Source organism: Rhizobium sp. 10N427 (genome assembly GCF_056394605.1).
The window spans coordinates 155,169-172,403 of record NZ_JBFTID010000003.1; the positions used below are offsets into that span (position 1 = coordinate 155,169).

General features: G+C 61.2%; 6 protein-coding genes. 4 read left to right on the forward strand and 2 right to left on the reverse strand.

Annotated elements, in window-relative coordinates; translation table 11 throughout:
* Positions 1–216 precede the first annotated feature (216 nt).
* Together AC1DIJ_RS08240 and AC1DIJ_RS08245 are read left to right on the forward strand one after the other, a co-directional pair.
* A complete protein-coding gene (locus AC1DIJ_RS08240; protein ID WP_112385921.1) occupies positions 217–8,742 on the forward strand; it encodes a GH36-type glycosyl hydrolase domain-containing protein in 8,526 nt (2,841 codons plus the stop codon).
* Between the two features lie 97 nt (positions 8,743–8,839).
* Positions 8,840–10,048, forward strand: coding sequence for an OpgC domain-containing protein (locus tag AC1DIJ_RS08245; protein ID WP_112385920.1), 1,209 nt, complete (start codon positions 8,840–8,842; stop codon positions 10,046–10,048).
* Positions 10,049–10,101: 53 nt separating this feature from the next.
* Here AC1DIJ_RS08245 and AC1DIJ_RS08250 read toward each other — a convergent pair whose 3' ends face one another.
* Both AC1DIJ_RS08250 and AC1DIJ_RS08255 read right to left on the reverse strand, forming a co-directional pair.
* Positions 10,102–10,455, reverse strand: a complete 354-nt coding sequence (locus AC1DIJ_RS08250) for a VOC family protein (RefSeq protein ID WP_112385919.1) — start codon at positions 10,453–10,455, stop codon at positions 10,102–10,104.
* 281 nt (positions 10,456–10,736) lie between these two features.
* A complete protein-coding gene (locus tag AC1DIJ_RS08255; RefSeq protein WP_112385918.1) occupies positions 10,737–12,500 on the reverse strand; it encodes a glucan ABC transporter ATP-binding protein/ permease in 1,764 nt (587 codons plus the stop codon).
* Between the two features lie 315 nt (positions 12,501–12,815).
* On the opposite strand from AC1DIJ_RS08255, the gene AC1DIJ_RS08260 reads away from it, so the two are divergent.
* Together AC1DIJ_RS08260 and pyc are read left to right on the forward strand one after the other, a co-directional pair.
* Entirely contained in the window at positions 12,816–13,556 is a 741-nt protein-coding gene (locus AC1DIJ_RS08260; protein WP_112385917.1) for a LuxR family transcriptional regulator, read from the forward strand.
* A gap of 119 nt (positions 13,557–13,675) precedes the next feature.
* On the forward strand, positions 13,676–17,140 hold the full coding sequence (pyc, locus tag AC1DIJ_RS08265; RefSeq protein ID WP_112385916.1) for a pyruvate carboxylase: 3,465 nt from the start codon (positions 13,676–13,678) through the stop codon (positions 17,138–17,140).
* Positions 17,141–17,235 lie beyond the last annotated feature (95 nt).

Sequence of the window (17,235 nt, forward strand, 5' to 3'; positions counted from 1 at the left end):
ACTTTGAGGAAATGGCTTTGCGGGAGGGACAAGAAGCACTGCCATCATGGTCATAGCTGTGCGATAAAGCAGGGCTTAAACCGTTTCGCATCTAAAAATCGGCTGCCATAGTATCTTTGAGCAACAGTGCTCTGCCGTTCATGCGGCAGTCATATTTGCCGGTGCAAAAGGCTAGCCAAAATTACCATAACTTTGTTTGGATCCAGAACCGAACCCATGTCAATTTCCAATCCGTCTCCGACCCCGTCGCGCGATTCCGAAACGAAGCAGATCGATCATAACGACTCGATCCGTTCGACATACCTCTCCATCGAAGACATCAAGGCGATGGGCGAAATGGTCGCCCGCAGCGGGGCGGAATCGCTTCCCGCCTTTGCGCCTTTCGATTTCTTCGCGCGGCACAAGGAGAACGAAAAGGAGATCCTGCGCGTCTATCGCACGACCGCCGCAGATGTGGAATCGGGCGAGACAATTACGCCTGCCGCGGAGTGGCTGCTCGACAATCACTACATCGTCGAAGAGGCGATCCAGGAAGTCCGCCGCGACTTTCCGCGCCGCTTCTATCGCGAATTGCCAACCGTCAATGTTGGCGGCACGCAGATCCCGCGGACGCTGGTTCTCGCCTGGCTCTACGTGGCGCATACGCACAGCACCGTTTCGCAGGAAAGCCTGACGGCGCTCGTCGATGGCTTCCAGCAGACCGAGACGCTGAAGATTGGTGAGCTCTGGGCTGTTCCGTCGCTGGTCCGCTATGTGCTCGTTGAAAACCTGCGCCGCATTTCGAGCCGTGTCGAACGCAGCCGCCGGATGCGCCGCCGCGCCAACGAGGCCGCCGACGAGCTGGTGCGTCTGGCCGATCCGGCGAAGGCTGCCGAATATCTGAAGACGCTGGAAACGCTTGCCGAGGACAACACGTTCTCGACGCAGTTCCTCTACCGCATGCGCGATGGCTCGCAATCGTCGAGCCTGGCGATTGCCTGGCTCGACGACCGTCTCGCCTCGCTCGGGCGCGATACCGAAGAAGCGACGATGGCGGAACATAGCCGCCTGTCATCCGGCAACGTGACGATGGGCAACATCATCCGCAGTCTGCGCGAGATCGACGACACCGAATGGTCGGTCTGGGTCGAGCAGGTGAGCCATGTCGACCAGCTGCTCTGGGACAAGTCGGACTACGGCATTCTCGATTCCGGCTCGCGCAACAAATATCGCAAGCAGATCGAAAAGCTCGCCAAGCGTTCGCCGCTCAGCGAAATGGAAGTGGCGCAGCTGGCGCTGGATATGACCGAGGAAGCCAAGGCCTCCGATGAGCCGCAGCCGCACGAGCCGAATGTCGGCGGCTTCCTCGCGGGCATGCATCGCCCGAAGTTCGAGGCGCGCGCGAACTATCGCCCGACGCTCGTGCAGCATTTCGTTCGCACCGTCCGCAAGTTCAATTGGCTGTCGATCGCCGTACCCGTCGCTCTGTTGACGATCCTGGCGATGGTGATTGTCGGCAAGTTCATGGCGAATGCCGGCATGAGCCCTGCAGAGATCATCGTTCTCCTGATCATGTTCTCGCTGCCGGCTTCGGAAGGCGCGACGGGGCTCTTCAACACCGTGCTGTCATTCTTCGTGACGCCATCGCGTCTCGTTGGCTACGAGTTCAAGGAAGGCATTCCGGAGGACGCGCGCACGCTCGTTGTCGTGCCCTGCCTGATTTCCAACCGCGATAGCGTCGATGAGCTCGTTCGCAATCTCGAGGTTCACTATCTCGCGAACCCGCGCGGTGAGATCTACTATTCGCTGCTCAGCGACTGGCCGGACAGCCAGGTCGAGGAAACCGCCAACGATCTCGAAGTGCTGGATTATGCGCGCCGCGAGGTCGCAAACCTCTCGGCGCGCTACGCGTCCGATGGCAAGACCCGCTTCTATCTGCTTCACCGCCGCCGCCTCTATAATCCTTCTGAAGGCGCGTGGATGGGCTGGGAGCGCAAGCGCGGCAAGCTGCATGAGTTGAACATGCTGCTGCGCGGCGATGCCGACACCACGTATCTGCCGGGCGCCAACATCGTGCCGGAGAATGTCCAGTATGTGATGACGCTCGATGCCGACACGCGCCTGATGCGCGATGCGGTGACGAAGCTCGTCGGCAAGCTCTATCATCCGATCAACCGCCCGGTGCTCAACCCGAAGACCGGCCGCGTCGAAAGCGGCTATGGCGTTCTGCAGCCGCGCGTCACCCCGTCGCTGACGACCGGCAAGGATGCCTCGGTCTTCCAGCGCGTGTTCTCGATCAACCGCGGTCTCGACCCTTATGTCTTCACCGTCTCCGACGTCTATCAGGATCTGGCCGGCGAAGGCACGTTTACCGGCAAGGGCCTCTATCATGTCGATGCCTTCGAGGCGTCGCTGAAGGGTCGCATCGACGAGAACTCGGTTCTCAGCCATGACCTTCTCGAAGGCTCCATGGCGCGCTGTGCGCTCGTCACCGATCTGGAGCTCGTCGAAGACTTCCCGATCCGCTACGAAGTCGAAACCTCGCGCCAGCATCGCTGGGCGCGTGGCGACTGGCAGCTCCTGCCTTACATGTTCAATCCGAAATACGGCGTCACCGCGCTCGGCCGCTGGAAGATGTTCGACAACCTGCGCCGCTCGCTGACCCCGATCGCCTGGTTCTTCGCGTCCGTGCTCGGCTGGTATTTCATGGGTCCGCTCGGTGCGCTCGTCTGGCAGATCCTGCTGATCTTCTGCCTGTTCGTCGCCCCGACGCTGTCGCTGATCAACGGCATCATTCCGCGCACCAGCGATATCGTCGCCCGCGCCCATCTCTATACGGTCTGGTCGGATATCCGCGCGGCGAACGCCCAGGTGGCACTGCGGATCGTCTTCATCGCCGATACCGCCTGCATGATGGCCGATGCCATCGGCCGCTCGCTGTACCGTCTGTTCTTCAGCCACAAGCTGATGCTGCAATGGCGCACCGCCGCCAGCGTTCAGGCTGGCAAACAGGGAACGATTGCCTCCTATTACAAGGCCATGTGGCATGCGCCGGTGCTGGCGCTGCTTGCCCTCGCCTTCGCGGCGCTCTCGGGCGACAAGGCCTTCCTCGTCGGCATTCCCTTCGCCGTTCTTTGGATCCTTTCGCCACTCGTTGCCTATTATGTGAGCCAGTCGGCGGAAACCGAAGACCGGCTCGAAGTGGCGGAGTCCGACTCCACCGAACTGCGTAAGATCGCACGCCGCACCTGGCGTTATTTCGACACGTTCACGACGGCCGAGCAGAACCATCTGCCGCCTGACAACGTGCAGGAAACGCCGCACGTGATCGTGGCAACCCGGACGTCGCCGACCAATATCGGCGTCTATCTTCTCTCGGTCGTTTCCGGCCGTCAGTTCGGCTGGTTCTCCTTCGAGGAGACGATCGACCGGCTGGAAAAGACGATCGCCACCATCGACAAGATGGAGAAGTATCGTGGCCACCTGTTCAACTGGTATCATACCGATACGCTGCAGACGCTTGGCCCGCGCTATGTCTCGGCCGTCGATAGCGGCAACCTGGCTGGTCACCTGATCGCCGTTTCGTCGGCGTGCCGGAACTGGGCGGAAGCGCCGTCGGCGCATATGCAGGGCAATCTCGATGGCGTCGGCGATACTGCCGGCATTCTCGGCGAAGTGCTGGCCGACCTGCCTGACGATCGCAAGACCGTCCGCCCGCTACGCCGCCGCCTGGAAGAACGCATCATCGGCTTCCAGAACGCGCTGGCTGCCGTGAAGCGCGAGCATGAGTTCGCCTCGATCCGCGTTATCAACCTGGCGGTTCTCGCTCGCGACATCCAGAAGCTGGCTGCCAATCTCGACCATGAGGTCAAGTCGTCGCTCAGCGGCGAGCTGACCCGCTGGGCCGAGCAGCTGGTGAAGGTCTGCGAAGCGCATATTTCCGACAGCACCTACGATCTGTCGAATATCGATCCGCTGCGTCCGCGCCTGATTGCATTGCGCGACAAGGCGCGAGATCTCGCCTTCTCGATGGACTTCTCGTTCCTGTTCCGTCCGGAGCGCCGCCTGCTGTCGATCGGTTACCGAGTCGAAAGCGGCGAACTCGATCAGGCGTGCTACGACCTCCTGGCATCGGAATGCCGCCTGACCTCGCTGTTCGGTATCGCCAAGGGCGATCTGCCGACGGAGCACTGGTACCGCTTGGGACGTCAGGTCGTTCCGGTCGGCTCGCGGGGCGCGCTGGTCTCGTGGTCCGGCTCTATGTTCGAATATCTGATGCCGCCGCTCGTCATGCAGGAGCGCGGTGGCGGTATTCTCAACCAGACCAACAATCTCGTCATCGTCGAGCAGATGAACTACGGCCGGAAGCTCGGCATTCCGTGGGGCATCTCGGAAGCGGCCTTCAATGCCCGCGACCATAACATGAACTACCAGTACACCAACTTCGGTGTGCCGACGCTTGGCCTGAAGCGTGGCCTCGGCCACAACGCCGTCATTGCGCCTTATGCATCGATCCTGGCCAGCCAATACGATCCGAAGGCTGCGCTCGAAAACCTCGATCGCCTGCGTGCGCTCGGCGCACTTGGCAAATATGGCTATCATGACGCCGTCGACTTCACGCCGACCCGCGTGCCTGAGGGCAAGAAGTGTGCGGTGGTCTACAACTACTATGCCCACCACCATGGCATGTCGATCGCGGCAGTCGCCAACGTCGCCTTTAACGGTCACCTCCGCGAACTCTTCCACTCCGATCCGGTGATCGAAGCGGCCGAGCTGCTGCTGCAGGAAAAGGCGCCACGCGATATCCCCGTGATGAGCGGCAAGCACGAGTCCGACACGCCTGCCAGCATCCAGGACGATCTTCTGCGTCCGGAACTGCGCAAGATTGCCGATCCGCTGTCTCGCGACCGCGAACTCGTCTTCCTGTCGAACGGCCACTATTCGATGATGTTGACGGCAACCGGCGCCGGTTACGCCCGCTGGAACGGGCAGTCCGTCACCCGCTGGAAGCCCGACCCGACCGAAGACCGCTGGGGCAGCTTCATCTTCCTGCGCGATACTGTCACCAACGAATGGTGGTCGGCGACCGCGGAGCCGAAGAGTGTCGAAGGCGAAAAGGTCAACGTGCTCTTCGCCGATGAAAAGGCAGAGTTCACCAAGGTCGTCGGCGATCTGACCAGCGAAGTCGAATGCATCGTCGCAACCGAGCATGATGCCGACGGCCGCCGCCTGACGCTGCTCAACATGGGCTCGGAAGATCGCTTCATCGAAGTGACCTCCTATATGGAGCCCGTGCTCACCAGCGACGACACGGACAATGCCCATCCGGCCTTTGCCCGCATGTTCGTCAAGACCGACTTCGGCAAGCGTGGCGACGTGATCCGCGCCGAGCGCAACAAGCGCGATCCGAATGAAGCGAATATGAGCATCGCCCATCTGATCGTCGACAGCGCCGGTCCGCAGCGTCAGACCGAGTTCGAAACCGATCGCCGCAAGTTCCTCGGCCGCGGCCGCAGCCTTTCTGACGCTGCTGCCTTCGATCCGGGCGCGACGCTGTCGGGTACCGACGGCTTCACGCTCGATCCGATCCTGTCGCTGCGCCGCACGGTTCGAGTGCCTGCCGGCAAGAAGGTCAGCGTGATCTTCTGGACCATCGCCGCGCCAAGCCGCGACGAAGTGGACAAGGCCGTCGAGCGCTACCGCCACGCCGATGCTTTCCAGCACGAGCTGGTTCAGGCCTGGACGCGCACGCAGGTGCAGATGCGCCATGTCGGCGTGACCTCGCAGCAGGCCGCTGCCTTCCAGCATCTCGGCCGCTATCTGGTCTATCCCGACATGGATCTGCGCGCCGATGCCGCTGCTGTTCAGGCGGGCATGGCCTCGCAGTCGTCGCTCTGGCCGCTGGCGATCTCGGGCGACTTCCCGATCTTCATGCTTCGCATCAACGATGATCTGGATCTCGATATCGTGCGTGAAGCGCTGCTGACGCAGGAATATCTGCGCTCGCGCGGCGTCACTGCCGATCTGGTGATCATGAACGAGCGCGCCTCTTCCTATGCGCAGGACATGCAGCACGCTGTCGACCAGATGTGCGAAAACGTCCGCCGGATGGGCCAGGCCGATGGTCTACGCCAGCATATCTTTGCCGTCCGCAAGGATCTGATGGAGGAGACGACCTATCACGCGCTGCTGGCCGCTGCCCGCGTCACCTTCCACGCGAAGAATGGCAAGGTGATCGATCAGATCAATCGCGCCATTGCTCTGACCTCGCCTTCGAAGGAAGAGCAGGAAGAGATGCAGAAGGCGGCCGAACGCGCCAAGGCGGCAGCGCCGAAGCGCATCGCGCCTGTCATCAAGCCGCGTCCGGTTGCTGCTGACATCGAGGAGCAGGGCGATCTCGACTTCTGGAACGGCTTTGGTGGCTTTGCCCGCGACGGCCGCGAATATGTCGTCCGCCTTGCCGGCGGCACCGCAACGCCGCAGCCGTGGATCAACGTGATCTCGAACGACAAGTTCGGCTTCCATGTTTCCGCTGAAGGTGCCGGTTTCACCTGGTCGGTGAACTCGCGTGACTATCAGCTGACCAGCTGGTCGAACGATGCCGTGGTCAATCGCTCAGGCGAGGCGATCTATGTCGCCGACCTCGACAACAACGCCATCCTGACGCCCTATGCCGGTTTGTCGCAGCGCGCCGACGCGCGTTTCGAAACCCGCCATGGTCTCGGCTACTCGGTCTTCTCCAGCGAGCAGAACGATATCGCCATGGAGGTCACCCAGACCGTTCATCGCGAAAAGCCGGTGAAGATGCAGCGCGTGCGCCTGCGCAACAACGGCTCCGGCGCCCGCAAGCTCAGGCTTTATGGCTATGTCGAGTGGGTGCTTGGCAATAATCCGCAGCGTACCACACCCTTCATCCTGTCATCGGCAGATGAGGAGACGGGCGCTCTCTTCGCCGCCAACCAGTACAGCATCGATTTTTCGAAGCGCGTATCGTTCTTCGCGGCGAGCGAGAAACCATCGAGCTTCGCGACCAGCCGCCGCGAATTCATCGGCAAGGCGGGTACGATCCAGTCGCCGCAGGCGTTGAAGCCCTCCGTTCCGCTTTCGGGCGCGAAGGAACTCGACGGCGATCCGGCCGCGGTGCTCGCGATCGATATCACGCTTTCGCCCGGCGAAAGCCGCGACGTGACGTTCTTCCTCGGGGATACCGGCTCGAAGGACGAGGCGGCTGCTCTGGTCAAGGATATCCGTTCTGCAAGCATCGACGATGCCGTTCAGGCAAACCGCGATTTCTGGCAGGGCTTTACCGGCAAGGTGCAGATTTCCACGCCTGATCAGGGCATGAACAACCTGATCAACGCATGGCTGCCCTATCAGAGCCTCGGCTGCCGCATCATGGCGCGCTCGGCCTTCTATCAGGCGAGCGGTGCCTTCGGCTTCCGCGACCAGCTGCAGGATACTCTGGCCTTCGTGCTGCAGGATCCGTCGCTGGCGCGCAACCAGATCGTCAACGCCGCTTCGCGTCAGTTCCGCGAAGGCGACGTTCAGCATTGGTGGCTGCCGGGAACGGGTGCGGGCGTCCGTACGCTGATCTCCGACGACGTTGTCTGGCTTGCCTATGGCATCCATCACTATTGCAGCGTCACCGGCGACAAGTCCGTGCTCGACGAAGAGCTGCCGTTCCTCGAAGGGCCGGCGCTTCTCGAAGGACAGCACGACTCGTTCTACAAGCCGGAGATTTCAGAGGACAAGGCGAGCATCTACGAACATGCCGCTCTCGCCCTCGATCTGGCGATCAAGCGGACCGGCTCGAACGGCATGCCGCTGATCCTCGGTGGCGACTGGAACGATGGCATGAACCGCGTCGGCATCCATGGCCAGGGCACCAGTGTCTGGCTCGGCTGGTTCCTTGCCGGTGCACTTCGCTCGTTCACACCTTATGCGCAGGAGCGTGGCGACACGACTCGCGTCGAGCGCTGGACCAAGCACCTTGGCGAGCTGAAGGCGGCACTGGAGAGTGCAGGCTGGGACGGCGGCTACTATCGCCGCGGCACGTTCGACGACGGCAGCCTGCTGGGATCAAAGGAAAGCCTGGAATGCCAGATCGATTCGATCGCGCAGTCCTGGAGCGTGCTTTCGGGCGAAGGCGATCCCGAGCATGCGAAGACGGCGATGGATGCGGTGCTGAACCGCCTCGTCGATCGCGATACCCGGATCATCCGCCTGTTCACGCCGCCCTTCGCCACCTCGGCGAAGGACCCGGGCTATATCAAGGCCTATCCTCCGGGCGTTCGCGAGAACGGTGGCCAGTATACGCATGCGGCGACTTGGGTGGTCATGGCGCTTGCCGAGATGAACCGGGGCGACGATGCGTTCGCCTGCTTCGAACTGCTGAACCCGATCACCCATTCGCGGGACAAGGGATCGGCCGAGCATTATCGCGTCGAGCCCTACACGATTGCCGCCGACGTCTATGGCGAAGGCGCTCTCAAGGGCCGCGGCGGCTGGACCTGGTACACGGGATCGGCCGGCTGGCTCTATCGCGCCGCCGTCGAAGGCATCCTCGGAATCCGGCTGAAGGACGGGCGTCTATTTGTCCGTCCGGCGCTGCCGAGCACCTGGGATGGCTTCTCGGCGGAGGTCGAACATTCCGGTGTGAAATACCGTATTTCGGTCTCAAAATCGTCCCAACCCGGCGGCTACAGTGTTGTTATCAATGGCAACGACATCGCCAATCCCTCTGAGGGATATCCGGTCGGATAGCAGCATTTCCTAAGCTCACACTCCGGCGATTCGTTGCGGCCAAAAGGGAAACCTTTTGGCCGCAACCGCGTTTGCAAATCGGAACCAGGAGAGAATAATGGCGACTCCGCCGGAAAAAGCCATCGGCGCTGAGCGCGTTTCCCGATCTGCGGCCCGGCCGCAACGTGACACAAGACTAGACGTGTTGCGCGGGCTGGCGCTGATCACGATCTTCATCAACCACGTCCCCGGGCAGATTTTCGAATATGTGACGACGAAGAATTTCGGCTTCTCCGATGCAGCCGAGGCTTTCGTCCTGATCTCAGGTATCGCTGTCGGCCTGGCCTATGGATCGGGCTTCAAGTTCGGCCGCAGGCTGGAAATGGCGAAGAAGGCCGTGAAGCGTGCCTTCACGCTTTATCTTGCCCATATGATCACCACCTTCATGACGCTGGCGCTGTTCATTTGCGGCGCCTGGCTCTTCCACCGGCCTGGATTGCTGGTGGAAATCAATATTCTTGCCGTGCTGACAAATCTGAAAGAGGGCATTCCGGCGCTGCTGCTGCTCGGCCACCAGATTGGCTACAACAATATCCTGCCGATGTATGGCGCGCTGATGCTGATGGTGCCGATCATCCTGCTGCTGAATTCCTGGCACCCACTGCTGGCGCTCAGCCTATCGGGCGCTGTGTGGCTGATCGCCGGCATCTATCAGATCGCCCCGCACAACATGATCATTGCCGACTACTGGTTTCTGAACCCGCTGTCCTGGCAGTTCATCTTCACCATCGGCATCGTCGGGATGATGCACGTCAAGCGCGGCGGCTCGCTGCCGCAGCACCCGATCCTGTTCGTGCTGGCATCCGGCTATGTGGCCCTGTCCTTCGCCTGGGTTGTCGGTCACCTCTGGGATCTCGGCAATGCGCTGGCGGCACTGGGTCTCCCAAGCGTTCTGACCGGGTTCGACAAGACCTTCCTGTCGCTGCCGCGTCTGTTGCATGTGCTGGCCCTGACCTATCTCGTCATCAACATCCCGGCGCTGTCGCGCATGCTGCGCCGCCCGGCGGATCATCCGTTGACGATCCTTGGCCGGCATTCGCTGAACATCTTCGTTGCCGGTACGATCCTGGCGATGGCGGGTCAGGTCCTGCTCTATGTCACCAACCGCGATCAGTTTATCGGCCCGATGTTCGTGGTTGCCGGTATCGCCGCGCAGTTCGCCTATGCCTACCATCTGGAGCGCAAGCGTCTGGATGAGAAGGCTAAGCCGGCGATCGGACGCGGCGCCATGCCGGTTCCCGTGCGGATCAATGACGGGCGAAAGTAGCGGCGCCCTACAGGTTCGAAGGTATCAAGCCGGCGGCTCACGAGCCCGCCGGCTTATTTTATGTGCTGCAGGATGTTGACGAGCTTGCCCGCGGGATCGCGGACATAGAAGCGCCGGACGCCCCATGGCTCGTCGGCGGGGCCGTAGACGATCTCGAACTCTGCTTGCCGCATCGCCGAGAGAACGGCATCGACATCATCGACTTCCATGGAGATATCCGGAACAGGCGTGCCTGAGCCGCCCCCGCTGGCAATGCTGAGCTGAACCTGCATCGCGGTGGCGTTGCCATAGGTAATGATCCAGCCATGGTCCATCAGCACATCCAACCCAAGCACTTCACCATAGAAGCGCTGCGTCCGTGCCGGATCGGCTGCCGGCAGATTGGCAATGATGCGGCGTACGGCCATGATGGATCCTCCCTGGTTCTGAAGGGGCGATGCTAGAGCCTTCCAGTGGGAGATTAAAGCTCTCATCCTTGGCTGGTGATGTCCCACGATCCGCTGCTGCCGTCTGGCTCCGCCCCAATCAATCTGCCTCTAAGCTGCAGACACAGGCGTCGTTTAAGCGATGGGCCGCAGAAGTCCGGTGTTGAGAGTGCGAGCAGGTTCATGCTCGACTGGCCACATAAGAAAAAGGCCGGAGGGGCGAACCCTCCGGCCTGATATCCAAGTTCTGTGCGGCCGCTAGTTTATGCGGCTTCGGTCGCATGCGCCTTGCGGACTTCTTCGTCCGTCAGGATGCCGCTGGCGCGGAGCAGGGCGGCAAAGCGGCCGTTGCTCTGGCTCAGTTCATCGAAGCTGCCCTGCTCGACGATCCGGCCGTTGTCGAGGAAAAGCACCTTGTCGGCCTCGCGGACCGTCGACAGACGGTGGGCGATGATGAAGGTGGTGCGGTTCTGGCGCAGGTTGTCGATAGCAGCCTTCACGCGGTTTTCCGTTTCGACGTCGAGCGCGCTGGTCGCTTCGTCGAGCACTAGGATGGGCGCATCCTTCAGGATGGCGCGGGCGATCGCGATGCGCTGACGCTCACCACCGGAGAGACGGTTGCCGCGCTCGCCGACATGGGTGTCATACTGGTCTTCGCGCGTCTCGATGAAGTCGGCGGCGGCGGCGGCTTCTGCTGCCTGACGCATCTCTTCTTCGCTGGCGCCTTCGCGGCCAAGGCGGATGTTGTCGCTGATCGAGCGGTTCAGTAGACCGGCATCCTGGAAGACGGTCGCGATATAGCGGCGCAGCGACTTGCGGGTGACCTTGGTGATGTCCTGGCCGTCAACCAGGATCTCGCCGCTGTCAGGGTCATAGACGCGCTGCAGCAGGTTGACGAGCGTTGTCTTGCCGGCGCCGGTCGGGCCGACGATGGCGATCGTCTGGCCGGCCTTGGCCTTGAAGTTGACGCTGTGCAGGCCCTGCGAGGAATTGCCGAAGCCGAAGGAGACGTCGCGGAATTCGACTTCGCCCTTGACGTCCTTGATATCCACATTGCCGGCAGGCTCTTCGCGGTCACGGACGGAGTCTTCGAGGACATAGAAGTCTTCGAGCTTCGAGCGGGCCTCAAAGATCTGCGTTGCGAACTGGCGCATCTGGTCGAGGCGCGAGATCAGCAGGTTGGCAAAGCCGATAAAGGCAATGACGTCACCGATCTTCAGTTCGCCAGCCTGAACCAGCAGCGTACCGATGACCAGAATGATCATCATGGCGATGGTGGAAGCCATGCGGTTCAGCGCGCCGGCGATCGCCCACCAGTCGAGAACCGGATACTGCGCCTGCAGCAGACGGTCGGTGAAGCCCTTCAGGGCGCGGGTTTCAGCGTCGATACGGTTGTAGCTATGCAGGACCGAGACGTTGCTGATCGAGTCGCTGACATGCGAAAAAACGGTGTGGTAGTGGTTTTCGACCGAGGCCTGACCATCCTTGGTACGGCTCATGACGAGGCGGCCGATCAGCCAGTAGGCAACGCCGAGCACGACGAGCACCGCAGACAGGCGTAGGTCCATCATCATGGCGGTCGGAACCAAGAGCATGATGGCGACGGCAGTTGCCAGGTGATTGCGCATGAATTCGAGCCAGAGGCCGAACAGCGTCTCGCAGGCGCGCAGCAGCGTATGCAGCGCATTCGACGTGCCACGCTGGTGATGCCAGGAGAGCGGCATGGAGATGATCCGGCCGAAGGCTTCGGTCAGAAGCGTGGCGCGGCGGCCATGCGCCAGCCTGTCGGCCTCGCGGGCGACAAGCACGAAGGCGATGGTGTTGAAGACGGCAAAGCCTGCCCACATGAAGAGGATCGGCTTCACGTCACCCTTGCCGGAGATGGCATCGATGATACGGCCGAAGAGGATCGGTTCCGCGATGGTGATGGCAGCCAGAACAATGTTGGCAACGACCACCAGGGATACGCGGAGCTTGTATGCGCCAAGGTAGCGCAAGGCTCTTGCATAGACCTTGAATAGCGACACGGCAGTACCTCTTTTGTGCATCTGCAAAACGGGATGTTGCGACGCTACTAAAATCTACCTGAACCGGCGATTAACACCGTGTTCACCCGGGACTTTTCAGAAGGCGTCAAAAGCAGGGTGCGACGAGATGACATGGGCCGAAAGTTGTTCACCCGAGAACGGTTGTGACAATTTTCGCTTGCATTTGGAAGGCGGTACGTCGCACCTTAAACTCATACGGGTTAAATCATTGAACCGAAGACCGTTGGGATGCCGGCTGCGTTAGTGCCGGTCGACGGCCCTCAACCGCACGCCCTTTTCGGGCAGGGGGCATTTGTGAATATTCATTCGTTGATTCAATTGCTTGTCGTTCTAGAGGAATGCAAGAAGGTCGAGCGTGTCGTCGAGGAGCTGGAGAATGTCCTTCATTCCTACGGCTTCCAATATTATGTGCTTCTGCGCCATCCGAAACGCAGCGTCGATCCCTGGGGCACAGTGCTGGCCGGCGATTGGCCGGAGACCTGGACACAGGTCTATGCAACCAAGAAATATTTCCTCATCGACCCGACCATGCGTTATCTCGGCCAGACGCACCGGCCGTTCCGCTGGCGCGAAGGACTTGCTGCCTACCGGCGCGATCCGCATCAGCGCCGCATGGAGCAGATGATGGCCGACGCGGCACAGCATGGCCTGGGCGACGGCTACGTCTTCCCGGTTCACGGCCGTAGTGGTCTGCTGGGGAGCCTCAGCATCGGCGGCGTCCCGGTCGATCTGTCGCCGGTGGAGATGTCGCTGTTCTGCGGCGTGACCCACAAGGCGTTCTGGCGGCTGCTCGAATTGCGTGGCGACGCCGATGCACTCGATAGCCCGACTCTGATGGAGACACCGCTGACGCGCCGCGAGCTGGAGATCCTGCATTATCTCGCCGACGGCATGACCTCGATCGAAATCAGCAAGCTGCTCAGCATCTCCAACCACACCGTCGACTGGTACATGAACGGTATTCAGGACAAGCTGAAGGCGAAAAACCGCCAGCAGGCCGTCGCTCTGGCTTTTAGGTACGGCTTAATTACCTAATCACGGAGAAATTCTATTTCGTGGCGGCAAGGGAAATTGAACTTTCTGTAACAGCACGTTAAGAATTCTCTTCGCGGGTGCAGCATTGCCCGCGTGATCCGTGCTTTGAGGAGAGTGCATTGCCCATTTCCAAGATTCTTGTCGCCAACCGTTCCGAAATTGCCATTCGCGTGTTCCGCGCGGCCAATGAGCTCGGGATAAAAACGGTCGCGATATGGGCAGAGGAAGACAAACTCGCGCTGCACCGCTTCAAGGCCGACGAAAGCTATCAGGTCGGCCGCGGCCCGCACCTTGCCCGTGATCTCGGGCCGATCGAGAGCTATCTGTCGATCGACGAAGTGATCCGTGTTGCCAAGCTGTCCGGCGCCGATGCGATCCATCCAGGTTACGGCCTGCTGTCCGAGAGCCCCGAATTCGTCGATGCCTGTAACGCCGCCGGCATCATCTTCATCGGTCCGAAGCCGGATACGATGCGCCAGCTCGGCAACAAGGTGGCAGCCCGCAATCTCGCAATCTCCGTCGGTGTTCCCGTCGTTCCGGCAACCGAGCCGCTGCCAGACGACATGAAGGTTGTCGCCAAGATGGCCGAGGAAATCGGCTATCCCGTGATGCTCAAGGCTTCCTGGGGCGGTGGTGGTCGCGGCATGCGCGCCATTCGCGATCCGAGGGATCTTGCCCGCGAAGTGACGGAAGCCAAGCGCGAGGCAATGGCCGCCTTCGGCAAGGACGAGGTCTATCTCGAAAAGCTCGTCGAGCGCGCCCGCCATGTCGAAAGCCAGATTCTCGGCGATACCCATGGCAATGTCGTGCATCTCTTCGAACGCGACTGCTCCATCCAGCGCCGTAACCAGAAGGTCGTCGAGCGTGCGCCGGCGCCGTATCTCTCCGAAGCGCAACGCCAGGAACTGGCTGCCTATTCGCTGAAGATTGCCAAGGCCACCAACTATATCGGTGCCGGCACCGTCGAATATCTGATGGATGCCGATACCGGCAAATTCTACTTCATCGAGGTGAACCCGCGTATCCAGGTCGAGCACACGGTCACCGAAGTCGTCACCGGCATCGATATCGTCAAGGCGCAGATCCATATCCTCGATGGCTTCGCGATCGGCACGCCGGAGTCTGGTGTTCCGAAGCAGGAAGACATCAAGCTCAACGGCCACGCGCTGCAGTGCCGCATCACCACCGAGGATCCGGAGCATAACTTTATCCCGGATTACGGTCGCATCACCGCTTACCGCTCGGCATCGGGCTTCGGTATCCGCCTCGATGGCGGCACGTCCTATTCGGGTGCCATCATCACCCGCTTTTACGATCCGCTGCTGGTGAAAGTGACGGCCTGGGCGCCGAACCCTTCGGAAGCGATTTCCCGCATGGACCGTGCGCTGCGTGAATTCCGTATCCGCGGCGTCGCCACCAACCTGACCTTCCTCGAAGCGATCATCACGCATCCGAGCTTCAAGGATAATAGCTACACGACGCGCTTCATCGACTCGACCCCGGAGCTATTCCAGCAGGTCAAGCGTCAGGACCGCGCCACCAAGCTGCTCACCTATCTGGCCGATGTCACCGTCAACGGCCATCCGGAAGCCAAGGACCGGCCGAAGCCATCCGCAGACATTGCCGAGCCCGTCGTGCCCTACACGAATGGCGGCGCTATCCCTGATGGTACCAAGCAGCTGCTCGACAAGCTCGGGCCGAAGAAATTCGGCGAATGGATGCGCAACGAAAAGCGCGTGCTGATGACCGATACGACGATGCGCGACGGCCATCAGTCGCTGCTGGCGACCCGCATGCGCACCTACGACATCGCCCGTATCGCCGGCACCTATGCGCATGCGTTGCCGAACCTACTGTCGTTGGAATGCTGGGGTGGCGCGACCTTCGACGTCTCCATGCGCTTCCTGACTGAAGATCCCTGGGAGCGGCTTTCGCAGGTCCGCGAGGCAGCGCCGAACCTTTTGCTGCAGATGCTGCTGCGCGGCGCCAACGGCGTTGGCTACACCAACTACCCTGACAATGTCGTCAAATACTTCGTCCGCCAGGCGGCGAAGGGCGGCATCGATCTGTTCCGCGTGTTCGACTGCCTGAACTGGGTCGAGAACATGCGTGTCTCGATGGATGCCATTGCCGAAGAGAACAAGCTCTGCGAAGCGGCGATCTGCTATACGGGCGACATCCTCAATTCGGCGCGCCCGAAATATGATTTGAAGTACTACACCGATCTGGCCGTCGAGCTCGAAAAGGCCGGCGCGCATATCATCGCGCTGAAGGACATGGCTGGCCTCTTGAAGCCTGCCGCAGCCAAGGTGCTGTTCAAGGCGCTGCGCGAGGCGACCAGCCTGCCGATCCATTTCCACACGCATGATACGTCGGGCATTGCAGCCGCAACGGTTCTTGCGGCCGTCGATGCCGGTGTCGATGCTGTCGATGCGGCGATGGACGCGCTCTCGGGCAATACATCGCAGCCCTGCCTCGGTTCGATCGTCGAAGCGCTGCGTGGCTCCGAGCGCGATCCGGGCCTCGATCCCGAATGGATCCGCCGTATCTCCTTCTACTGGGAAGCGGTGCGTCACCAGTACGCGGCCTTCGAGAGCGATCTCAAGGGGCCGGCTTCGGAAGTCTATCTCCACGAGATGCCGGGTGGCCAGTTCACCAATCTCAAGGAACAGGCCCGCTCGCTCGGGCTTGAGACCCGCTGGCATCGCGTGGCGCAGGCCTATGCCGACGCCAACCAGATGTTCGGCGATATCGTCAAGGTGACGCCGTCCTCGAAGGTCGTCGGCGACATGGCACTGATGATGGTCTCGCAGGATTTGACGGTTGCTGATGTCGTCAGCCCGGACAAGGAAGTCTCCTTCCCGGAATCGGTTGTCTCGATGCTGAAGGGCGATCTCGGCCAGCCGCCGTCTGGTTGGCCTGAAGCGCTGCAGAAGAAGGCGCTGAAGGGCGACAAGCCGTATACGGTCCGCCCGGGCTCGCTGCTTGCAGAGGCCGATCTCGATGCCGAGCGCAAGACGATCGAGACCAAGCTCGAGCGCGAGGTCACCGATTTCGAGTTTGCCTCCTACCTGATGTATCCGAAGGTCTTCACCGATTTTGCGCTGGCGTCGGACACTTACGGCCCGGTTTCGGTTCTGCCGACACCTGCCTATTTCTACGGCCTTGGCGATGGCGAGGAGCTGTTTGCCGATATCGAGAAGGGCAAGACGCTCGTCGTCGTCAATCAGGCGATGAGCGGCACCGACAGCCAGGGCATGGTCACCGTGTTCTTCGAGCTCAACGGCCAGCCGCGCCGCATCAAGGTGCCGGATCGCGCCCATGGCGCATCGGGTGCTGCTGCCCGCCGCAAGGCGGAGCCGGGCAATGCCGCCCATGTCGGCGCGCCGATGCCGGGTGTCATCTCGCGCGTCTTCGTGTCGCCAGGTCAGGCGATCAATGCCGGCGATGTGCTGGTGTCGATCGAAGCGATGAAGATGGAAACGGCGATCCACGCCGAGAAGGACGGCACGATCGCCGAAGTTCTCGTCAAGGCCGGCGACCAGATCGATGCCAAGGACCTGCTGGTATCCTACTCTGCCTAAGTCTTACGGGAGGCGGGCCTGTCGCCCGCCTCCCGAGCTCGTCTTGTTGCAATAAACTATCGTGGCGACGCCGTCTTTGACGCCTTTGGGCTTGC